The 17432-nt window shown below is 70.9% G+C and carries 18 protein-coding genes and 1 pseudogene; 9 read left to right on the plus strand and 10 right to left on the minus strand.

What is annotated here, in order from left to right; genetic code table 11:
- Window positions 1-148: 148 nt before the first annotated feature.
- A complete protein-coding gene (locus tag ACLVWQ_RS07310) occupies window positions 149-646 on the minus strand; it encodes a peptidylprolyl isomerase (protein WP_414107350.1) in 498 nt (165 codons plus the stop codon).
- A 327-nt stretch (window positions 647-973) separates the two neighbouring features.
- On the opposite strand from ACLVWQ_RS07310, the gene ACLVWQ_RS07315 reads away from it, so the two are divergent.
- Together ACLVWQ_RS07315 and ACLVWQ_RS07320 are read left to right on the plus strand one after the other, a co-directional pair.
- Entirely contained in the window at window positions 974-1108 is a 135-nt protein-coding gene (locus tag ACLVWQ_RS07315) for a hypothetical protein (RefSeq protein WP_414107351.1), read from the plus strand.
- A gap of 116 nt (window positions 1109-1224) precedes the next feature.
- Complete coding sequence (locus tag ACLVWQ_RS07320) at window positions 1225-2754, plus strand: aKG-HExxH-type peptide beta-hydroxylase (protein ID WP_414107352.1); 1530 nt, start codon at window positions 1225-1227, stop codon at window positions 2752-2754.
- 64 nt (window positions 2755-2818) lie between these two features.
- Here ACLVWQ_RS07320 and ACLVWQ_RS07325 read toward each other — a convergent pair whose 3' ends face one another.
- The 3 genes from ACLVWQ_RS07325 to ACLVWQ_RS07335 form a co-directional block, all read right to left on the minus strand.
- The gene (locus tag ACLVWQ_RS07325) at window positions 2819-3538 is read right to left on the minus strand and encodes a LuxR C-terminal-related transcriptional regulator (RefSeq protein ID WP_414107353.1); all 720 of its coding nucleotides are present in this window, start codon (window positions 3536-3538) and stop codon (window positions 2819-2821) included.
- A 156-nt stretch (window positions 3539-3694) separates the two neighbouring features.
- On the minus strand, window positions 3695-5017 hold the full coding sequence (locus ACLVWQ_RS07330) for a family 43 glycosylhydrolase (protein ID WP_414107354.1): 1323 nt from the start codon (window positions 5015-5017) through the stop codon (window positions 3695-3697).
- A gap of 194 nt (window positions 5018-5211) precedes the next feature.
- Window positions 5212-5832 (minus strand): TetR/AcrR family transcriptional regulator, encoded by a 621-nt coding sequence (locus tag ACLVWQ_RS07335; RefSeq protein ID WP_414107355.1) that lies wholly within the window; start codon window positions 5830-5832, stop codon window positions 5212-5214.
- Window positions 5833-5916: 84 nt separating this feature from the next.
- Here ACLVWQ_RS07335 and ACLVWQ_RS07340 point away from each other — a divergent pair, with 84 nt between their 5' ends.
- Entirely contained in the window at window positions 5917-6858 is a 942-nt protein-coding gene (locus ACLVWQ_RS07340; protein ID WP_414107356.1) for an aldo/keto reductase, read from the plus strand.
- A gap of 36 nt (window positions 6859-6894) precedes the next feature.
- On the opposite strand, the gene ACLVWQ_RS07345 is transcribed toward ACLVWQ_RS07340, so the two are convergent.
- On the minus strand, window positions 6895-7713 hold the full coding sequence (locus ACLVWQ_RS07345) for a class I SAM-dependent methyltransferase (RefSeq protein ID WP_414107357.1): 819 nt from the start codon (window positions 7711-7713) through the stop codon (window positions 6895-6897).
- Between the two features lie 169 nt (window positions 7714-7882).
- Between ACLVWQ_RS07345 and ACLVWQ_RS07350 the strand changes: the two genes are divergently transcribed.
- The 3 genes from ACLVWQ_RS07350 (at window position 7883) to ACLVWQ_RS07360 (ending at window position 10498) form a co-directional block, all read left to right on the plus strand.
- Window positions 7883-9130 carry a sensor histidine kinase gene (locus ACLVWQ_RS07350; protein WP_414107358.1) on the plus strand — a complete coding sequence of 416 codons (1248 nt, stop codon included), beginning with the start codon at window positions 7883-7885 and terminating at the stop codon, window positions 9128-9130.
- Window positions 9127-9759, plus strand: coding sequence for a response regulator (locus ACLVWQ_RS07355; protein ID WP_414107359.1), 633 nt, complete (start codon window positions 9127-9129; stop codon window positions 9757-9759). The genes ACLVWQ_RS07350 and ACLVWQ_RS07355 overlap by 4 nt, the downstream gene beginning before the upstream one ends.
- Before the next feature lie 451 nt (window positions 9760-10210).
- Window positions 10211-10498 (plus strand): hypothetical protein, encoded by a 288-nt coding sequence (locus ACLVWQ_RS07360; protein WP_414107360.1) that lies wholly within the window; start codon window positions 10211-10213, stop codon window positions 10496-10498.
- A gap of 67 nt (window positions 10499-10565) precedes the next feature.
- Here ACLVWQ_RS07360 and ACLVWQ_RS07365 read toward each other — a convergent pair whose 3' ends face one another.
- The 4 genes from ACLVWQ_RS07365 to ACLVWQ_RS07380 form a co-directional block, all read right to left on the minus strand.
- Window positions 10566-11420, minus strand: a complete 855-nt coding sequence (locus ACLVWQ_RS07365; protein ID WP_414107361.1) for a class II fructose-bisphosphate aldolase — start codon at window positions 11418-11420, stop codon at window positions 10566-10568.
- A 163-nt stretch (window positions 11421-11583) separates the two neighbouring features.
- Window positions 11584-12528 (minus strand): DMT family transporter, encoded by a 945-nt coding sequence (locus tag ACLVWQ_RS07370; protein WP_414107362.1) that lies wholly within the window; start codon window positions 12526-12528, stop codon window positions 11584-11586.
- Complete coding sequence (locus ACLVWQ_RS07375) at window positions 12515-13552, minus strand: N-acetylglucosamine kinase (protein WP_414107363.1); 1038 nt, start codon at window positions 13550-13552, stop codon at window positions 12515-12517. Before ACLVWQ_RS07375 ends, ACLVWQ_RS07370 begins: the two co-directional genes overlap by 14 nt.
- A 34-nt stretch (window positions 13553-13586) precedes the next feature.
- Window positions 13587-14759 carry an SIS domain-containing protein gene (locus ACLVWQ_RS07380; protein WP_414107364.1) on the minus strand — a complete coding sequence of 391 codons (1173 nt, stop codon included), beginning with the start codon at window positions 14757-14759 and terminating at the stop codon, window positions 13587-13589.
- 164 nt (window positions 14760-14923) lie between these two features.
- Here ACLVWQ_RS07380 and ACLVWQ_RS07385 point away from each other — a divergent pair, with 164 nt between their 5' ends.
- Both ACLVWQ_RS07385 and ACLVWQ_RS07390 read left to right on the plus strand, forming a co-directional pair.
- Window positions 14924-15715: a GntR family transcriptional regulator gene (locus ACLVWQ_RS07385; RefSeq protein ID WP_414107365.1), complete on the plus strand. Its 792-nt coding sequence runs from the start codon at window positions 14924-14926 to the stop codon at window positions 15713-15715.
- A gap of 131 nt (window positions 15716-15846) precedes the next feature.
- Complete coding sequence (locus ACLVWQ_RS07390) at window positions 15847-16380, plus strand: ferritin-like domain-containing protein (RefSeq protein WP_414107366.1); 534 nt, start codon at window positions 15847-15849, stop codon at window positions 16378-16380.
- Between the two features lie 409 nt (window positions 16381-16789).
- On the opposite strand, the gene ACLVWQ_RS07395 is transcribed toward ACLVWQ_RS07390, so the two are convergent.
- Window positions 16790-17098: a hypothetical protein gene (locus ACLVWQ_RS07395; protein WP_414107367.1), complete on the minus strand. Its 309-nt coding sequence runs from the start codon at window positions 17096-17098 to the stop codon at window positions 16790-16792.
- A 112-nt stretch (window positions 17099-17210) separates the two neighbouring features.
- Here ACLVWQ_RS07395 and ACLVWQ_RS07400 point away from each other — a divergent pair.
- Window positions 17211-17432: pseudogene (locus tag ACLVWQ_RS07400) on the plus strand (hypothetical protein); the annotation flags it as partial.

Raw genomic sequence — 17432 nt, forward strand, 5'->3', positions numbered from 1 at the left:
CCCGGGCTGGTCTGTCTGGTGTCCGGGGCGTGGTGTGACCCGTGCCCCGGGTGCGGTTCCGGTGTTCTCCGGCGCCACACCCGGCGCCCCGTGGCGGGGCCCCGCGGCAGGCCGTGTCGTGCCGGCGCTGCCGCCCGGGGCGGGGAGGTCAGTTCTCCAGGACGCCCGAGGAGGCGATCTGGATCTTCGCGCGGGTGGTGCCCGACGAGGTGCCCAGGGACTCGATCCTCTTGATGAGGTCCTGGCCCTCGACGGCCTCGCCGAAGACGACGTGCTTGCCGTCCAGCCACGGGGTCAGGACGGTGGTGATGAAGAACTGCGAGCCGTTGCTGTTGGGGCCGGAGTTCGCCATGGAGAGCAGGAACGGCTTGTCGTGCTTGAGCTTGAAGTTCTCGTCGTTGAACTTCGCGCCGTAGATGCTCTTGCCGCCGGTGCCGTCACCGCGGGTGAAGTCACCGCCCTGGAGCATGAAGTCCGGGATGACCCGGTGGAAGCCGGAACCCTCGTATCCGAAGCCGTGCTGGCCGGTGGCCAGCTCACGGAAGTTCTGCGCCGTCGCGGGGACGACGTCGTCGTGGAGCTTGAAGACGATCCGGCCCGCGGCGTCGCCGTCAATGGTGATGTCGAAGTAGACGTTGGTAGACATGAGAACAATCCTGTCATGACGCCGGGCCCCGCTCGGGGCCCGCCCCGCCCCACGCGCTCGGGAAGACCGATTTCCGGCGTCCGCCCTCGTGATCCTCTCCGGTGACGACGCGCCACCGGGACGGGCCCGCACGCGCCGTGAGCAGCGGATCGGCCGTGTTACGCGTGGGGTGTGTGTTTAGTGGTGGGGCTGTGGGGGTGCGGGACAGGATTGGGGACATCCGTCTCATCGGTGTGGGACACAGGTGTCGGAGGATGATGTTCCGGGCAGAGTGTCCTGCGTTCCGCCCGGGCTTGTTGTGCCCGATGTCGATTGAAGGGACTGGACATGCTGGTAGACGATATCGAGACTCCCGACCTGGCTCCGCGCCTGCTCCGTGACGAGGAGACGCCGCAGGTGGCTGTCGACGCGCCGGAGGAGCGTGCCTGGCTCCCGTCGTACCAGGCGGTCCGGGCCGCCTGACACAGGGCGCGTTCGGCCGGCACCGGGCTCCGGCCCGGTGCCGGCACCCCGCGTGCCTTCGCGTGCCCCTGTCCGTGTCCGCTGTTCACTGCCTGTCTTCGGAGGACGGTTTGCCGTTGCCCGCTTCGCTTTCCGCCGCCGCGCCGGTCGCCGATCGGGTGGCTCAGGCGGACGGCCTGCTGTGTTCCGACGGTCAGTTCGGTGACTCGGGTGCGATCGGTGAGCGCAATCTCGCCCGGTTCCGGCTGGGGCTGACGATGCTGGCGCGCTCCGACAGCGCGGCGGCGGACGTCCTGAACGGAACCGCGGCGGCAGACGATGAACTTCTGCGCCCGCTGCTGTACGACCCGGTGCTGCGCAACAGCTTCGAGGTGGACCTCGCGCGGCTGGAGAGCGGCCGGCCCGGACCCAGCTCGTTCGGCACCTACGCGCGCCCCTACGTACCCGGTGCCGGGGCGGGGCCGGCGGCCGCCGCGTCCGGAGCGGGGCCGTGCGAGGGCCTCAGCGCCCCGCACCGGCGCGCGTGGCCCGGGCTCGGGGACGCCTGGGTGCTGACCGATCCGGTGCCCCGGGAGAGCTCGCAGGAGGCGCTGGCCGGGCGGCTCATGGAGCTGTACCGCGGTGCGCTCGGCGACAGCGGGGCGCCGGGACCGGTCGATCCGGCCGACGACGTCCTGGCGGTCCTGCGGGAGGGCGCGGAACTGCTGGCCACCCTGCTGCCCGCCGCGGGCGCCTCGGTGCTGGGCCACGTCTCGGTGGTGGGCTTCACCCACCGGGAGAGCGAGGAGGGGCCGCTGCAGTCGATGTCCGGCGGGGACCCGCTCCCCTCGACGGTCCTGCTGGCCCCCGAGCGCTGCACGTCCCCGTGGCTCGCCGCGGAGAGCCTCCTGCACGAGGGCGCGCACTTGAAGCTCTTCGACGCGCTGCGGTGCGGCTCCGTGGTCGAGAACGCCGCCGAGCGGGTGCCGATCCCGTGGCGCATCGGTTCCTGGACGGTCATCAGGGTGATCGTCGCCCTGCACTTCTACGTACACCTGCTGGTCTTCCGGGCCGCGGCGGCCGGGGCGGGGGAGGCGGTTCGGGAGAGGTTCGGCGCGCCCCCGTCGGCGGAGGACCTCGACGAGCCCAGCGCGGGCACCCCTGCGGCCGCGAGCGGGCAGTACCGGACCAGCGTGGAGCGGGCCCGGTACCTCGCCGAGTGCGTGCTCTCGCTGCCGGCACAGGCGCTGACCGGGAACGGGCACCGGTTCGTCCGCTGGCTCCTCACCGCGCTGTGCCTGGTGGACGACGGCGCGCCGCAGCCCCCCGACCGGGCCGCCGCGACGCCGGGGCGGCCGGAACCGGCCGAATCCCTGCCGGAGGCGCCCCGCACGGGTGTCCTCCAGCGGGTCACACCGGTGGACGCGTGTGCTCTGCCGGGTCTGGGGCAACTCGTCGTCAGCCCCGCGGGATCGGCCCGGATGCACTGGCTGAACGGGCGTGCCTGGACGGTCTACTCGCTGTGCGACGGGCGTGACCTCGACTCGGTTCGCTCGGCCTACGCACGGGCCGCCTCGCTCGAGAGCGGCTCGTCGGAGGCCGCCCGGCAGGTGGGCGACAGCGTGAACAGGCTGGTGGCCGCGGGCCTCGTCACCCACGCCACGTAGCCACGCGCCACTGCCTGCCCGCAGGACCGGCCCCGCGGACCCCGCTGTCGGCCTCGACCGCCGCTCAGCCGGGACGTCCCTGCGCCTGCGCCCCCACGGAACCGGTGCCGGGGGAGGCCGTCTCCAGGCCGGCCAGGCGCGCGGAGACGATGGCCTCCAGCCTGCTGGAGACATGGATCTTCGGCAGGATGGTGGAGACGTAATTGCGTACGGTCTTCTCCGATATGAACAGCTCCTGCGCTATCCGGCGGTTCCCGTAGCCCAGCGAGACCAGCCGCAGCACCTCCCGTTCCCGGTCGGTCAGCGCCGGGAACGGAAGGGCCTCGTCGGCCTCCGTCAAGCGTGTCAGCAGGGTGGCGAGATCACCGCCGGCCCGTGGACCCAGCGTCACGTACCCCCGCTGCACGGCCCGCACGGTGCGCAGCAGGTCCACGGCCTGAGCGGTCTTGAGCAGGTAGCCGGTGGCCCCGGCCAGCAGGGAGGCCAGCAGCAGACGGTCGTCGTCGCGCTCCGGGGACACCGAGGCGACCAGCCGCGACGCCGGGGCCTGCCGGCGCACCTGCTGGAGCAGCCCGAGCCCTGTACGGCCGGGCAGATCGAGGTCGACGACGACCACGTCGGGCCTCTCCTGGCGGATCGTACGCATACCGCTCTGCGGGTCGTGGGTCGCTGCGACGACGGCGATCCCGTCGTCCTCGAGCGCGGAACGCAAGCCGCCCAGAATCAGCGGAACGCTCTCGATCACCACTACGCGCGTACCGGCACCCTGGACCGTGTCGGCCATGTCGACCCATCCTTACACCCGAGCCGGCGCGGGCCCAGCGAAGCGCTCTCCCGCACCGTCAATGTCAACGTCCAGGTGAAAGCGTAGAACTCCCCTTGATCCGCGGGCCGTTGCGCCCCGCGGACAAGGATCCGGCTGCCGGCCGGCCGCCTGTCCTCAGTCGCGGCGCCGGACGTACAGACGATCGCCCTTCGGGCCGGTCCACTCCACCTGTACGACACCGGGCACGGCGGCGTCGGCGATCCGCGAGGCGTCGGACCAGTGGCCGAAGTTCGGGTTGCGGAAGAACGTCGCCCACAGCTGCCCGCGGTGATCCTCGAAGAAGTTGTTGTGGCCGGCCCCGACACCGGCCGTCCAGCGCCGCGAGTAGGGTCCTTCGAAGGCGTCGGAGACGGCGACGACCGCGTCGTACTGGTACTGGACACGACCGGTCGCGCCGGGGTCGTAGGCCTGGCGGACGCTGCCGTCCGGGTTCACCGAGGTCCGGTCCCAGGCGGCCTGGAGCAGGTAGTACTTGCCGCCGTACTTGAACACGTACGCGCCTTCGAGGTACGGCTCGGGCGAGTAGGGCGTCTGCCGGAACGCCGGGAGGTCCGTCGTGGGGACGATGTCCTCCATGTCGTCGCGGAACCTGGCGTACAGGTTGTTGTGCAGCACCAGCCAGGCGTCGTCACCCTCGGAGTACAGGCTGCCGTCGATGTGGTGGTACGCGCCGGGCTCGATGAAGGCGGGGCCCCCGACGAACGAATCCCCGAAGGGTTTGTCGAGATTGCCCTCGATCAGCCGGTACGGTCCCTCGACGCCGCCCTCGCTGACGAGCATGAACGAGCCGACCTTCTTGGAGTGGTCGCCCATGCACGCGACGATGTACCACCTGTCGCCGAAGCGGTGCAGCTCCGGCGCCCAGGCCTCCCCGCGCTTGCCGAAGTGGTCGTCGTACCAGTACTCCTGCCAGGGGGCCACGACCGTGCGGCCCGGCCGGTTCTCGCCGACGAACTCGGGCGACCACACCTTGCCCTTCTCCTCGCCGGGCCGGATGCCGGTGGTGTCCGCGAGTCTCCAGGGTCCCTTGAGGGAGCGCGCCACCCACACGAAGATGCCGTCGTTCCAAGGGCCGGCCGTGTCGAGTCCGGGCACCCGTGTGGTGCCCGTGGCGACGTAGAGCGGACGGCCGTCGACGACGAAGCAGTTGACGTAGGTGTCGCGCATCCAGACCAGCCCGCGCTCCTCGTCGCGCGGGCGCAGCTCCAGGGGCAGGACGAAGGAGTTGTCGTCCCTCGGCCAGAGGTCCCGGCGGGTGTCCGCGAGGCCGTAGGGGGCGGGGTCGGGCCAGTTGGCCGGGTGCCGTCGCACGGGCGTGGATGCCGACGGGGCGGCCTGCGCGGGCGGTGCGGGCAGTGCCGCCGCCGCACCCAGACCGGCGGCGCCGGCCAGCAGGGACCGGCGTCCGACGGGTGATCCGTTCTCGTGGCTGGTCAACCGTCAGCTCTCCTCCGTGCCGGTATCAACTGCTGCCAGCATGGAAAACGCCGATGATCTACGTCAAGGGACCGGTTATTTAATCCGGCGCCAGGCGTTCGTGATCCTGGTCATGGCCGGAACACGGCACCGCGCCCGGGGTCATGTCCTCCTTGTGCTGCCGGCGTTCGCCGGATCACTGCTCGGGCCCCGCGTCACCGGTCCTGGCGCCCGGAGGCCGGGCCCAGCGCGTCGACGATCAGGTCGAGGAGCCGGTCGATCCTGTCCGGTGAGTCGATCGCCGTGGTCGAGAGGAACACCCCCAGGATCATCATCGTGACGTCATCGGGTTCGACGTCCGAGCGCAGTGAACCGTCCCGCGCGCCCTGGTGAAGGATGAGGGCGATGGCGGCGGTGACGCGTTCCCGTGTCGCGGGGGTGGCGATACTTCCCGATGCCCAGCCTGCGCGGAGCGTGTCGGACATACCGCGTTTGATCTTGAAGAAGGCCGCGTACCGGGTCATCCACGCGCGCAGCGCGGCCGGGGGTTCGAGCTCCGCGAGGAACGTCGGCGCGCTGGAGACGACGTCGTCGAGTTCCGCGGCGTAGACGGCTTCCACCACCGCCTCGCGGGTCGGGAAGTGCCGGTACAGGGTGCCGATCCCGACGCCCGCCGCGCGGGCGATCGCGTCCAGTGGTACGGCCTCCTGTGTCGAGGCGAAGGCGTCCCGGGCGGCGGCGAGCAGCCTGTCGCGGTTTCGGCGGGCGTCGGCGCGTACCGGCCGGTCCGGCGGCGAAGCGTCGCGGCCGGTGGCTGGTGAATTGCTCCCAGGCAAAACGGAGGACCTCCGGTTAGTGTTACGGTGGGCGAAACGGAGCTACTCCGTTTCGCCTATGGTCCCACGTGAAGGAGCACTCCCATGGCTTCCCCTGCCCGATCTCCTCAGCTCACCGCCTCCGGGGCGCGGCGCGCCGGCGGCGCCGGACGACTGGCGGGCCGTACGGTCTCCCGGATCGGCTTCGGCGCGATGCAGCTGGAGCGCCTGCGAGATGACCGCAAGGCCGCGGTCGCGTTGGTGCGCCGCTGTGTCGAGCTGGGAACGGACCACATCGACACCGCCGAGTTCTACGGCCACGGCTTCGCCAACGAGGTGATCCGCGAAGCCGTCCGCCCCGAGGACGACGTCATGGTGGTCAGCAAGGTCGGTGCCGAGCCGGAGCCCGACGGCCCGATCCCGCTGCGCCTCGCCCAGCGCCCCGAACAGCTGCGGGCCGGCGTCGAGGCCAACCTGGCCCGCCTCGGCCTGGAGCAGATCCCGCTGGTCAACCTCCGTCGCACGGACCAGGGCCCCGGCCTGCGTGCCGAAGGGGATCAGCTGGTCGGCCTCGACGACCAGCTGGCCGAGATGACCGCCCTGCGCGACGAGGGCAAGATCGGTGCGATCGGCCTCAGCAGCGTCTCCCTCGACGTACTGCGCAGCGCCCTGCCCGCGGGCATCGCGTGCGTGCAGAACGCCTACAATCTCCTGGCCCGCGACGACGAGGACATGCTTCGGCTGTGCCGACAGGAGGACATCGCCTGGGTTCCGTACTTCCCCCTCGGCAGCGCCTTCGACGGGATGCCGAAGGTGACCGACGAGCCCACCGTCGTCACCGCTGCGCGGGCGCTGGACGCCACCCCTACGCAGGTCGGACTGGCCTGGCTGCTCCACCACGCCCCGAACGTGCTGCTGATCCCCGGCACGGCGGACCCCGAGCACCTGGAGGCGAACGTGGGGGCCGGAGCGGTCACGCTCGACAGCGCGACACTCTCCCTCCTCGACGCGGTTCCGTCCCGCTCAGGAGACATCGCGCTCGGCTGAAGACGCCGTCGAGGTCTCTGGCGACCGAGGGGGCGGTCAAGGGGCGACCGAGGGCGTGGGGGTCTGTTCCACCGGGCCGGGGTTCCCCTGGGTGACTCGGATCTTGGACTGGCCGTGGGGGAGTTCTTCCCAGTCGTCCATGAAGCGCGCCCGCAGTCCGTGCCGTTCTGCCAGGGACGTGAGCGTCTCGGTGCGGTAGTAGAAGTCCTCCCGAAGAACGTGGTGTTCCTCGCCCTCGGTGCGGTCGAAGGTGAAGTCGAACCAGCCGCCGGGCGCGAGCACCCGGCCGACATGCGCCAGGCATTCGTCGATGACGGGGAGCGGTGAGTGCGAGAAGACGCTGTGCGCGTGCACTACGTCGAAGTGGGCGTCGGGCAGGAACCGCAGCGTCAGGTCACGGACCGGGCTCAGCGTCGGGAGCTTCTGCTGCAGGCCCATCTCCACCACGGTGTCCTGGGCGGCGGTGAGGATGTCGGGCGAGATGTCGACGCCGTGGTAGTGCCCGGCCTCCAGATGGCGGATGAACCGCCAGCCGCCCCGCAGGTTGCCGCAGCCGATCTCCAGCATGCGGTGTTCGGGGCGCAGACCGTGGCCGAGCAGGTAGTCGAACTGCATGGCCCCGAGCGCGAGCCATCGCTCACGGCTGCGGCTGCCGACCGCCGTGTCCGGGTCGGCCCGGGTGTCGGAGCGCATCACGGCACGGTAGTAGGAGACATGGTCGGTGTGACGACGGCGCAGCCACAGGTCCCGGGCCGCTCGGGTCAGATAGCGGGGGACCCGGTCCGGGTGACGCAGGGCGTAGCCGACGCGATGGCCGAGGGTGGCGCGGTTGGCGGTGAGGTTCTTCGTGGGCATGGGGTGCTTCCGTCCCGAGGGGTGGATGGTGTGGTTCCAGCCTCGGCGCGGGAGGGGTGCGGTCGGCTCGGTCAACAGGCTGTGGTCCTGTGGAGGTTCGGGTGACGGCGGCATCAGCCGATCGGTTGACGCGGTGCCGCGTGCGGTGCGTTAGACACGAAGGATGAGCATGAGGACGGAACACGGTGATCCGGACGAGCGGTGGCTGGGCGTGGTCGTGCACGTCGCGTTCTTCCTGCTGCTCGGCTCCTCGTTCGTGCGTTTCCTGACCCGCGACCGGGGCGGGGCGCACACCGGGTGGGTGGTGGCGCTGTTCGCGGTCTTCTGCCTGCTGTACATCCTGGGTCGCGTCCTGGCCGCGCCGCCGGCCCCCGGTTCGCGGCCGACCGGGCGTCATCTGGCCTGGCTGGGCTCGGTGTCCACGGTCTGGGTCGTGCTTCTCGCGCTCGCGCCGAGCGCCACGTGGTGCGCGATGCCGTTGCTGTTCGCGGGTCTGCACGCGTTGCCGCCGCGGATCGCCGTGCCGGTGGCGGCCGTGCTCACCGCGCTGGTCGTCGCCTCTGAAGTACGGGTCGCCGAGGGTGCGTTGAACCCCAACATGGTCATCGCCCCGCCCGCGGTCGCCGCCGTCGCCACCGCCGTGATGGTGCATCTGCAGCGTCAGGGGGCCCGGCAACGCGTCCTGATCGAGGACCTGGTCCGTACGCGGCACGAGCTCGCCGCCACCGAACGGGGAGCGGGTGTCCTGGCGGAACGCCAGCGGCTGGCCACGGAGATCCACGACACCGTCGCGCAAGGCCTGTCCAGTCAGCGGATGCTTCTCCAGGCTGCCGAGCGCGTCTGGCGGACCGACCCGGACACGGCCCGCGAACACGTGCACAGGGCGGCGGAGATCACCTCGCGCAGCCTGGCCGAGGCCCGCCGGTTCGTGCACGGCCTGGCGCCGGCGGACCTCGCCGACGACACCCTGCCGGGCGCGCTCGCCGTACTCGCGACACGGGAGAGCGGTCCCGGGCTGACGGTGGAGTTCCGGCTCGACGGCGAGCCGGGCAGGCTGCCGGAACGGGTCGAGGCGGGGCTCCTGAGGATCGCCCAGGGGGCGCTGGCCAATGTGCGCGAACACGCGGCGGCGACCCGGGCCGCGCTGACCCTGACCTGCCTGGACGACCAGATCTCGCTGGACGTCGCGGACAACGGGCGCGGGTTCGGGACGGACGCCCCGCGCCCCTTGCCCGGACCGGCCCCGGGCAGTCCGCGCGGACACGGGCTGCCCGCCATGCGCATCCGGGCCGCGCAGGCGGGCGGCACGCTCACCGTGGAGTCCACGCCGGGCGAGGGCACCGTCGTGTCGGCGGCGATCCCCCTGGCCTCCGTGCCCCTGTACCCCGCCACCACTCCCGAGGAGCCTGTCCTGTGACGCCCGTCCGGCTGTTGCTGTGCGACGACCACGCCGTGGTACGTGCGGGGCTGCGGGCCCTGTTGTCCAGCGCCGACGGCATCGAAGTGGTCGGTGAGGCGGCGACCGGCGAGGAGGCACTGGCCATGGCTGCCCGGTTGAGTCCGGACGTCGTCCTGATGGACCTCCAGCTAGACGGCGGGATGGACGGCGTGACCGCCACCCGGCGGCTGACCTCCGAGGGCGCGGGGGCGGGCCCCCGGGTCCTGGTGCTCACGATGTTCGACACCGACGCCGACATCACCCGGGCCGTCGAGGCGGGCGCCACCGGCTATCTGCTCAAGGCCGAACACCCCGATGAACTGTTCACGGCGATCCGCCACGCGGCGTCCGGTCGTACGGCGCTGTCGGCCCCGGTGGCCGACCGGTTGATGGTCCGGCTGCGCGGCCTGCGTCCCACGCTGTCCCCGCGCGAGCACGAGATCCTCGGACAGCTTGCCCGCGGCTCGGGCAACCGGGAGATCGCCCGCGTCCTGTTCATCAGCGAGGCGACGGTCAAGACCCATCTCGGGCGGATCTACGGCAAGTTGGGGGTGGAGACGCGGGCGGGCGCGGTGGCGGTCGCCAAGGAGAGGCGGCTGCTGGAGTGAAGGGTGGGGTGAAGGTTGAGGTGACGGGTGGAGTGAAGGGTGGGGTGACGGTCTGAGGACGCGGACGGCCCTTTTCGCGAACCGGCGTCGACCGGCGCACCGGTCGGACACCGCGATGAACTCCGGCATGCCTGCCGCCGCTGCGGGCAGTGTGCGGCCGGACGGGGCGCAGGTGGTTCAGGGCGGTGTGCCGAGTTCTCCGCGCGCCCTCCCCGGGGGTGGTTTGGTTCAAGTGGCTTCGGCGGAGCGCCGATCGGCAGAGGAGTGTTCGTTCGCAGTCCGGTCAGGCTCCGATGCAGGAGGTTTTGTGAACAACGTTCGTCTGACTGCCGTTCTGGGCGCGTTCGCGCTCACCGCCGTGTGTGCCACCGCGGCTTCCGCCGCTCCTGTCCGAGCCCCGGCCGCAGCCCCAGCCCCGGCTGCGGGTCCGGCAGATTCCTACAACGGGTGTGTGTATCCGCGGGTCTGTTTCTATCTGACCGATGCCCAGTGGGCCGACGGGGCTCCTACGGCCGCCTACCGGGACGTCACGACCGGCTATCAGAACCTCGGTTCCCAAAGCCGTGGCGCGAATTGGGTGAACAACACCCGCAACGACGACCGGGCCTACCTCCGCTACATCGTCGTCAGCACGGGTGCTACGCAGTACACGTGTCTTCCGCCCAACCATCACCAGCAGTTCAGCTCGAACTTCGAGGTGACCGGCATCAGGATCGACACGGCGGCCACCTGTCCCTGAGCGGGAGAGGCGGTCAGGTCCGCCACCGGGCCCCGGTCGGTGATTTCGTGCCGTGGCCGGGGTCCGGTCAGGGTGAGGTCGTCAGCGTGGTGAGGATGTCGTGCACGGTGGTGGCCACGGCGTCGCGGGCCGGTCCCAGGTATCTGCGGGGATCTGTGAGGGCGGGTTCTTCGTCGAGTGCGTCGCGTACGGCGCGGGTGAACGAGACGTTGAGAGCCGTCCCGATGTTGATCTTCACCATGCCGGCCCGGACCGCGGCGCGGAGTTCCTCGTCGGGGACGCCGGACGAGCCGTGCAGCACCAGCGGGACCGGGACCGTTTCGCGGAGCCGTTCGATGAGCGCGTGGTCCAGCGTCGCCGATCGCCGGGTCATGGCGTGGCTGCTGCCCACGGCGACGGCTAGGGCGTCCACACCGGTGCTTGCCACGTAGTCGGCGGCCTCCGCGGGGTCCGTGCGTACCCCGGCGGCGTGTGCGCTCGCGGGGGAGTCGGGTTTGCCGCCCACATATCCCAGTTCGGCTTCCAGCCACAGCCCCGCCTTGTGCGCCCATTGCGCCGCTGAGGCGGTGGCGGTGACGTTCTCGGAGTAGGGCAGGGCCCCGGCGTCGAACATCACGGAGGAGAAGCCGGCGTCGGCCGCCTGGTGGAGGAGGTCCGTGTCGGTGACGTGGTCGAGGTGAAGGGAGACCTCGACCGTGGCGGAGTGCGCCAGTGCGGCCGTGGCCAGGGCGAGAGGGGTGAGCTGTCCGCGGTGGTACCGCACGGCGTTCTGACTGATCTGCAGGATGACCGGGCGGCCGGCGGTCTCGGCACCTGCCACGATTCCCTGGGCGTGCTCCAGGGTGATGACGTTGAAGGCGGCGACGCACTGATGTCCGGCGGCGGCCCGGGTGACCAGTGAGTCGGTGGGGACCAAGGGCATGCGGGTGCTCCTCGTCGGGGGTGTTGGGCCGGTGGCGGTCTGTGTGCGGTGCGGTGGTTTCGGCGGGGGCCGCCGTTGCGGAAGGGGCGGCAAGGGCGGCCGGGGCGGACCGGTCGGCGGCCGGTTGGGGGCCGGACCCGGCTGAGAGCGGTCCCGGTTCGGCTTACGGGCCGACGACGGGTGCGGACGGTTCCCGCTCCTGGGGTTCCTCGTCCTGGGGTGCCTCCTCGCGCTTCTCGTCGGCGTACACCATCAGCGTCGACCCGCCGAGGGCGAGCACGATGCCGATCGTCGCCCATATCGTCGGCAGTGTCTGGTAGATGATCAGCGACAGCACGATCGTCAGGACGGGCGCGAGAGCGTTGGTGATCGGCGCGACGACGCTGGCCTTGCCGCGGCTGAGTGCCATGACGAGGAACAGCGCGCCCACGGCGTTGAGTATCTGGGTCCCGGCGGTGAGTGCCGGGGCCTGCCAGGGGGCGTCGGGCAGGCCGCCCATCATGAGGAGGGCGACGGGGACGAGCAGCAGACCGCTGATGGTCATCCAGCCGAACGTCGTCGCGTCGTTGACGCCTGCGAGCGCGGCTTTGCGCATGAAGAACGCCTGCGCTCCCCAGGCCACGCAGATGAGGACGGCCAGCAGCAGCCAGGATCCGGTGCTGACCTCCCCGCCGGCGCCGGCGGGGATGCTGATGAGGACGATGGCGACGAGCGCGGCGATCACTCCGGTGACCGCGACTCGGCCGATCCGCTCCCGGAGCAGAGCCACGGCCAGCAGGACGGTGATCACGGGGGAGAGCGAGACGACCGGGAAGATCAGGTACGCGGGGCCGTCGGACAGGGCCTGGAACAGCAGGAGCTGGCCGCCCGCGCCGGTGAGCCCGGCCGTGAGTCCGTAGAGCGCGGCGATGGGGCGGCGGTCGAACCGCTCGCGGCGCAGCGCGAAGGCGGCCGGGACGAGCATGGTCAGGGCCCAGATGACGTAGATCATCTCGTCCGGGTAGCCGTAGCGTTCGGTCGGCTGGCTGGAGAACGCGCCCCAGACACCCCAGAACAGTACGAGCAGACCGGCGTAGAGGATCCAGGTTCTTCTGTCACGCAGTGTCATGACGGTTCTCCGTGGTGGTGGTCTCCGTGGTGGTCCTTGTGGCGGTGGTCTCGGTGCGGGAGCGCAGGGTGGTGAGTGCCGTGGTGCTGAGGGGGGTGCCGGCCAGTTTGGCCGCGTAGAGCGCGGCGCCGACCACCGGTTCGAACAGCGGCTGCCGCAGCTCGTAGGAGGCCGCGCCGCTGCGGAGGCGCCCGGTGAACGCGTCGAGTACGGCGGCCGAGCGGAAGACGCCGCCGGAGTAGGAGACGGGGACGGGTTCACCGGGGGGAAACCCCAGCCGGTGGCGCGCGCTGTCCACCAGCAGTGCCAGCTCGCTGCCGGCCTCGGCGAGTACGGCGGCGGCCTGCGTGTCGCCCAGGCCCGCCGCCTCGGCGACGAGGGGGCTCAGTGAGGCGATCTCGCTGCGGTGTCCCTGCCAGCGGTTGAGGACCACGTCGATCACTTCGAGGTCGGAGGTCAGCGCGAGATGGCGGCGCAATACCCCCGCCAGGGGGCCCTCGGGAAGCCGGCCGTCGCTCATCCGGGAGAACACGTTCAGCGCCCGGGTGGCGATCCAGTACGCGGAGCCCTCGTCGCTGAACAGTTCGCTCCAGCCGCCGGTGCGCACGCCGCGGCCGTGCCGCTCGCCGTAGGTCATCGAGCCGGTGCCGCTGATGACGTTGATGCCGTCCACCGCGCCGAGCGAACCGGCCCAGCCGCAGATCATGTCGTTGTCGGTGGCGTAGCGCCGGTGGCCCAGCACCTGGCCGGGAGCGGCGTCCAGCGCGGCGACGTCGCCGGGGACCTCCCCGTACCCGGGCAGGCCCAGGAACGCGTACCCGATGTCCGCGCGCGTGATGCCCGCGGCGTCGATCACGGCCCCGATCCCTTCGTCCAGGACCTTCACGACATGGCCGACGCCGTCGGTGGCGTTGTCCGCGAAGTAGTAGGAGCCCGCTGCGAGGACTCGGGCCCGGATGGTGCCCGCGCTGTCGATGAGACAGAAGGCCGTCTTGGTGCCTCCGCCGTCCACACCCAGAAACATCGTCGTTCCTCCGCTCGGCTTTCGCTGCACGCTGCTACACGACGTCGTTGCGTCGCTCGGGAAGCGGATGCACGGTCACCCCCTGCACCACGCGGTTCACCTCCCCGGAGGGGAACGGGTTGTCGGGCCGGATGCCCAGGCCCATGGACGAACGCAGCGCGACGAGCTGCGCGCAGACGACGCCGGCCAGCGCGACGGCGGTGTCGTCGGCGTCCGGGAGCCCGGGGAGCAGCCAGGTGTCGTCGCCGGACACGTCGTCCGCAGACGCGGTGACGGCCACGACGCTGCCCGGCGGGAGCCCCGCGCGCAGTTCGGCGAGGACGTCGAGGTCGTAGCGGCGCGTGTAGGGGTCGTTGGACACGTACACGACGACGGCTGTGCGGTCGTTCAGCACCGACTTGGGGCCGTGGCGAAAGCCGAGTGAGGACTCCGAAGAGGCGACGAGCGCGCCCCCGGTCAGCTCCAGCAGCTTCAGCGCGGACTCCTGGGCCAGCCCCTTCAGCGCGCTGCTGCTGCCGAGGTAGACCAGCCGCTCCGGCTCACGGGCCAGCAGCGCGTCGATGCCCTGGTCCAGGCCGCCCGCAGTGATGTGCTCGGCCGCCGCGGCGGGGGCCTCGATGCCGTCGGTGGTGAGTGCGCCGAAGGCCAGCAGCGAGGCCAGCAGCATGCTGGTGAAGCTCGACGTCATGGCGAAGCCCTGGTCGTTCGCCGCGGCAGGCATGAGCAGGACGTGGGAACCGGCGCTGTCGCCGTGCGCCCGGGCCAGCTGCCCGGCGCTGTTGCAGGTGATGACGAGATGGTGCACGCGGGTCAGGACCTGCTCGGCCAGCCGGGTCGCCGCGACGCTCTCGGGGCTGTCCCCGGACCGGGCGAAGGACACGAGCAGCGTGGGGACGTCGTCCGGGAAGGACGCGCAGGGGTCGGCGACGATGTCGGTGGTGGACACGGCGTCCGCCCGCCGGCCGGTGGCCCGGCCGACCGCCGCCCGGACGACCTCTCCCGCGAAGGCCGAGGTACCGGCCCCGGTCAGTACGATCCGCAGGTCCTTCTCGGCGAGGAGCGGCCCGAGGAAGGCGTCCAGGGAGTCCCGCCCACCGGCGACGATCGCACCGGTCTCCCGCCAGACGCGAGGCTGCTGGACGATCTCCGCGACCGTGTGGTCGGCCCCGCTGCCCTGCGGCACCGTGTCGTGGGCGGTGGTCTTCACGCGTACTCCTTGCCAGAGGTGGTGTTGAGGGGTGTTGTCCTGGGTCGACATCGACATGCCCCGGTGGTCCTCCATCGGATGGAACGGTACTGGTCTCAATGTGGACCGTCAATGGTCTTCATCTGGTATTGAACTGGTCCGCACTGGACTGGTATACATCTGGTATGCCTTCCTTGGATCGTGCCCTCCCGCAGGGACTGCTGGACGGAGACGCCCTGCCGCTGTACGCCCAGATCGCCGGACGCCTCCTGGACGACATCTCCGCGGACGGCGCCCGGCCCGGAGACCGCCTGCCGTCTGAGCGGGTGCTGGCCACCCGGTACGGAGTCTCACGCGTCACCCTGCGCTCCGCACTGAACGAACTGGCGGAGCGTGACGTCATCGAGTCCTCACCGGCCCGCGGATGGTTCCTGGCCCAGGGCTACGCGCACACGGCCCCGGCCGCTCCGCCGCCGCCCGGCCCGGCCGCGGACCAGTCGGTGCAGGGCTTCGCCGACTACGCCGAACAGCAAGGCCTGCGGCTGAGGGACACCGTCCTGGAGTCCAGGGTCCGTGCAGCCACCGTCCAGGAATCCGAACTGCTGCGCGTCGGCCCCGGGGCCGCACTCTTCGAGATGCGCCGGCTGCGCTTCCTGGACGACATCGTCGTCGTCCTGGAACACAACAGGCTGCCCCTGGGCCTGTGCCCGCAACTGGCGGACACGGACTTCACCAAGGACACACTCTTCGCGACCCTCCGCCGCGCCGACCCACCGCAACTGCCCAAGGTCGCCGACTACTCCGTGGAAGCCCGCCACCCGGACCGGGAGGAGCGGAAACTGCTGGAAATCACGGACACGACCCCCGTGCTCGTCGCCACCCAGCTCGCCTTCAACCAGAACGCACAGCCCCTCGAACTCACCGCGGCCGTCTACCGCGGAGACCGCTACCACTTCCGGGCCTCGATCACGGGGTGAGCCGCCGAGCCGCCCCTTCTCCGGCGGACCGCGGATGTGCGGGAGCGCACGACGGCGAGGCACCCACTGATTTGTCACCGTTCATTGCCTAATGGTGACGAATCATCAAGGGAGCTTGAAAGGAAGCCTCGGTGGAGAACAAGTTCGAGATCGACATCAAGGGTATCCGGGACGACGCGCGCGCCCATATGGAGAAGGGACCCGTGACCGAGACCTACGGAGCCGATCGGGAGCGCCTGATCGAGGTGCTCAACGAGGTCGTGGCCACCGAGGTGGTGTGCTACCTGCGGTACTCACAGCACGCGATCGCGGCGAGCGGAATCGACCGCGCACAGGTGGCGGCCGAGTTCACCGAGCACGCGGGACAGGAACTGCAGCACGGGCTGCGCGCCGCGGAGCGGATCAGCCAGCTCGGCGGGAAGCCGGACTTCGACCCGGCGACGCTCAAGCAGCGGTCGCACACGGAGTACGTGACCACCGAGGACACGGACCTGAAGCGCATGCTCCAGGAGAACCTGGTGGCCGAACGCATCGTCATCACCACCTACCAGGAGATCGTCCGCTGGATCGGTGAGAGCGACCCGACCACCCGCCGCCTGATCGAGTCGATCCTGGAGGAGGAAGAGGAACACGCCGACGATCTCACCGACCTTCTGGGCATGTGAGACCACCCGACAGCGGCACGGAGCCCCGGAACCGGACACGTTCCGCTGCGGCCTCCGGCCGCCTGACGACGTCCACGCCAGACGGAAGGAGAAGGCCGACGGGGCGTGCCGACAGCCGAACCCATCCAAGATCGGTGGTGAGGTGAGGTGAGCCGGCGAACACGCCGATGAGAGCGCGGACCTCCACCCGGATCACGTGTACTTCGGGGAGGACAGGACCGTATACGGCCTGAGGCACGGCCGGGCGTTACGGAAGGCTCTGGGCGCCGGGCCGAGCCGTGCCCTGTTCAGCACGATGGTGTGCAGTGCGTGATCCAGCTGTCGACGATTACTGCGGCTGCTCCGCTGAGCGGCGGAGAACAGAGTCCGCTGGGCCGGGAGCTTGCGCCTGCGCAGTTCAGCACGGAGCTCATCCGGCGCTGACGCAATTCAGGTTCTTGAGCTGATTGATCGCGGCGATGGAACCGAGGGCTGCCCCCTGACAGGTCGCCAACAGCACTCGCAGGGCTCCGCGTTCGCCTCTGCCACGAGACTGGACGGGACGGTCGGCAGAGAACGCGTCCTTCGCCGCGCGAACGACGCCGATCATGCCGGCCCTGCGTCTACCGCGGCCGAGATCAGCCTCGCTGGCGAAAGTGTCCAGCGCGGCGAAAGGAGAGCCAGCGCCGATGCCGTGGGAGAGGACGTGCCGTATCCCGTACGGGTTGCCTTCTGCCATCACTCACCCCGATCGGGGCGGTACGACGCGGTGTTCTGAGTACACGTACTCATGAGGGCGGTCGCGGTCAGGCCCGACAGTGAGGGTTCGCCCCGCGCATGAGGAGCAGTCCATGACCGCCACCCGCCCCACCTCCGCCCCGATGCTGGACGGGGGACTGTCTCCTCGGCGCCGTCTGCCGGCCGCCCTCGCCGTCGCAGTGACCGCGGCGCTCGTCGTGTCGAGGTTCGGCGCGGCCGATCCGACGACCTGGCTGCTGGAGACGGTGTGGGTGATGGCGGGCCTGCCGCTGGCGATCCTGCTGCGCCGCCGCTTCCCGCTGAGCGGTCTGCTG

Origin of the sequence: Streptomyces sp. CWNU-52B (assembly GCF_047444975.1) — a bacterium.
In the GTDB taxonomy this organism is placed as follows: Bacteria; Actinomycetota; Actinomycetes; order Streptomycetales; family Streptomycetaceae; genus Streptomyces.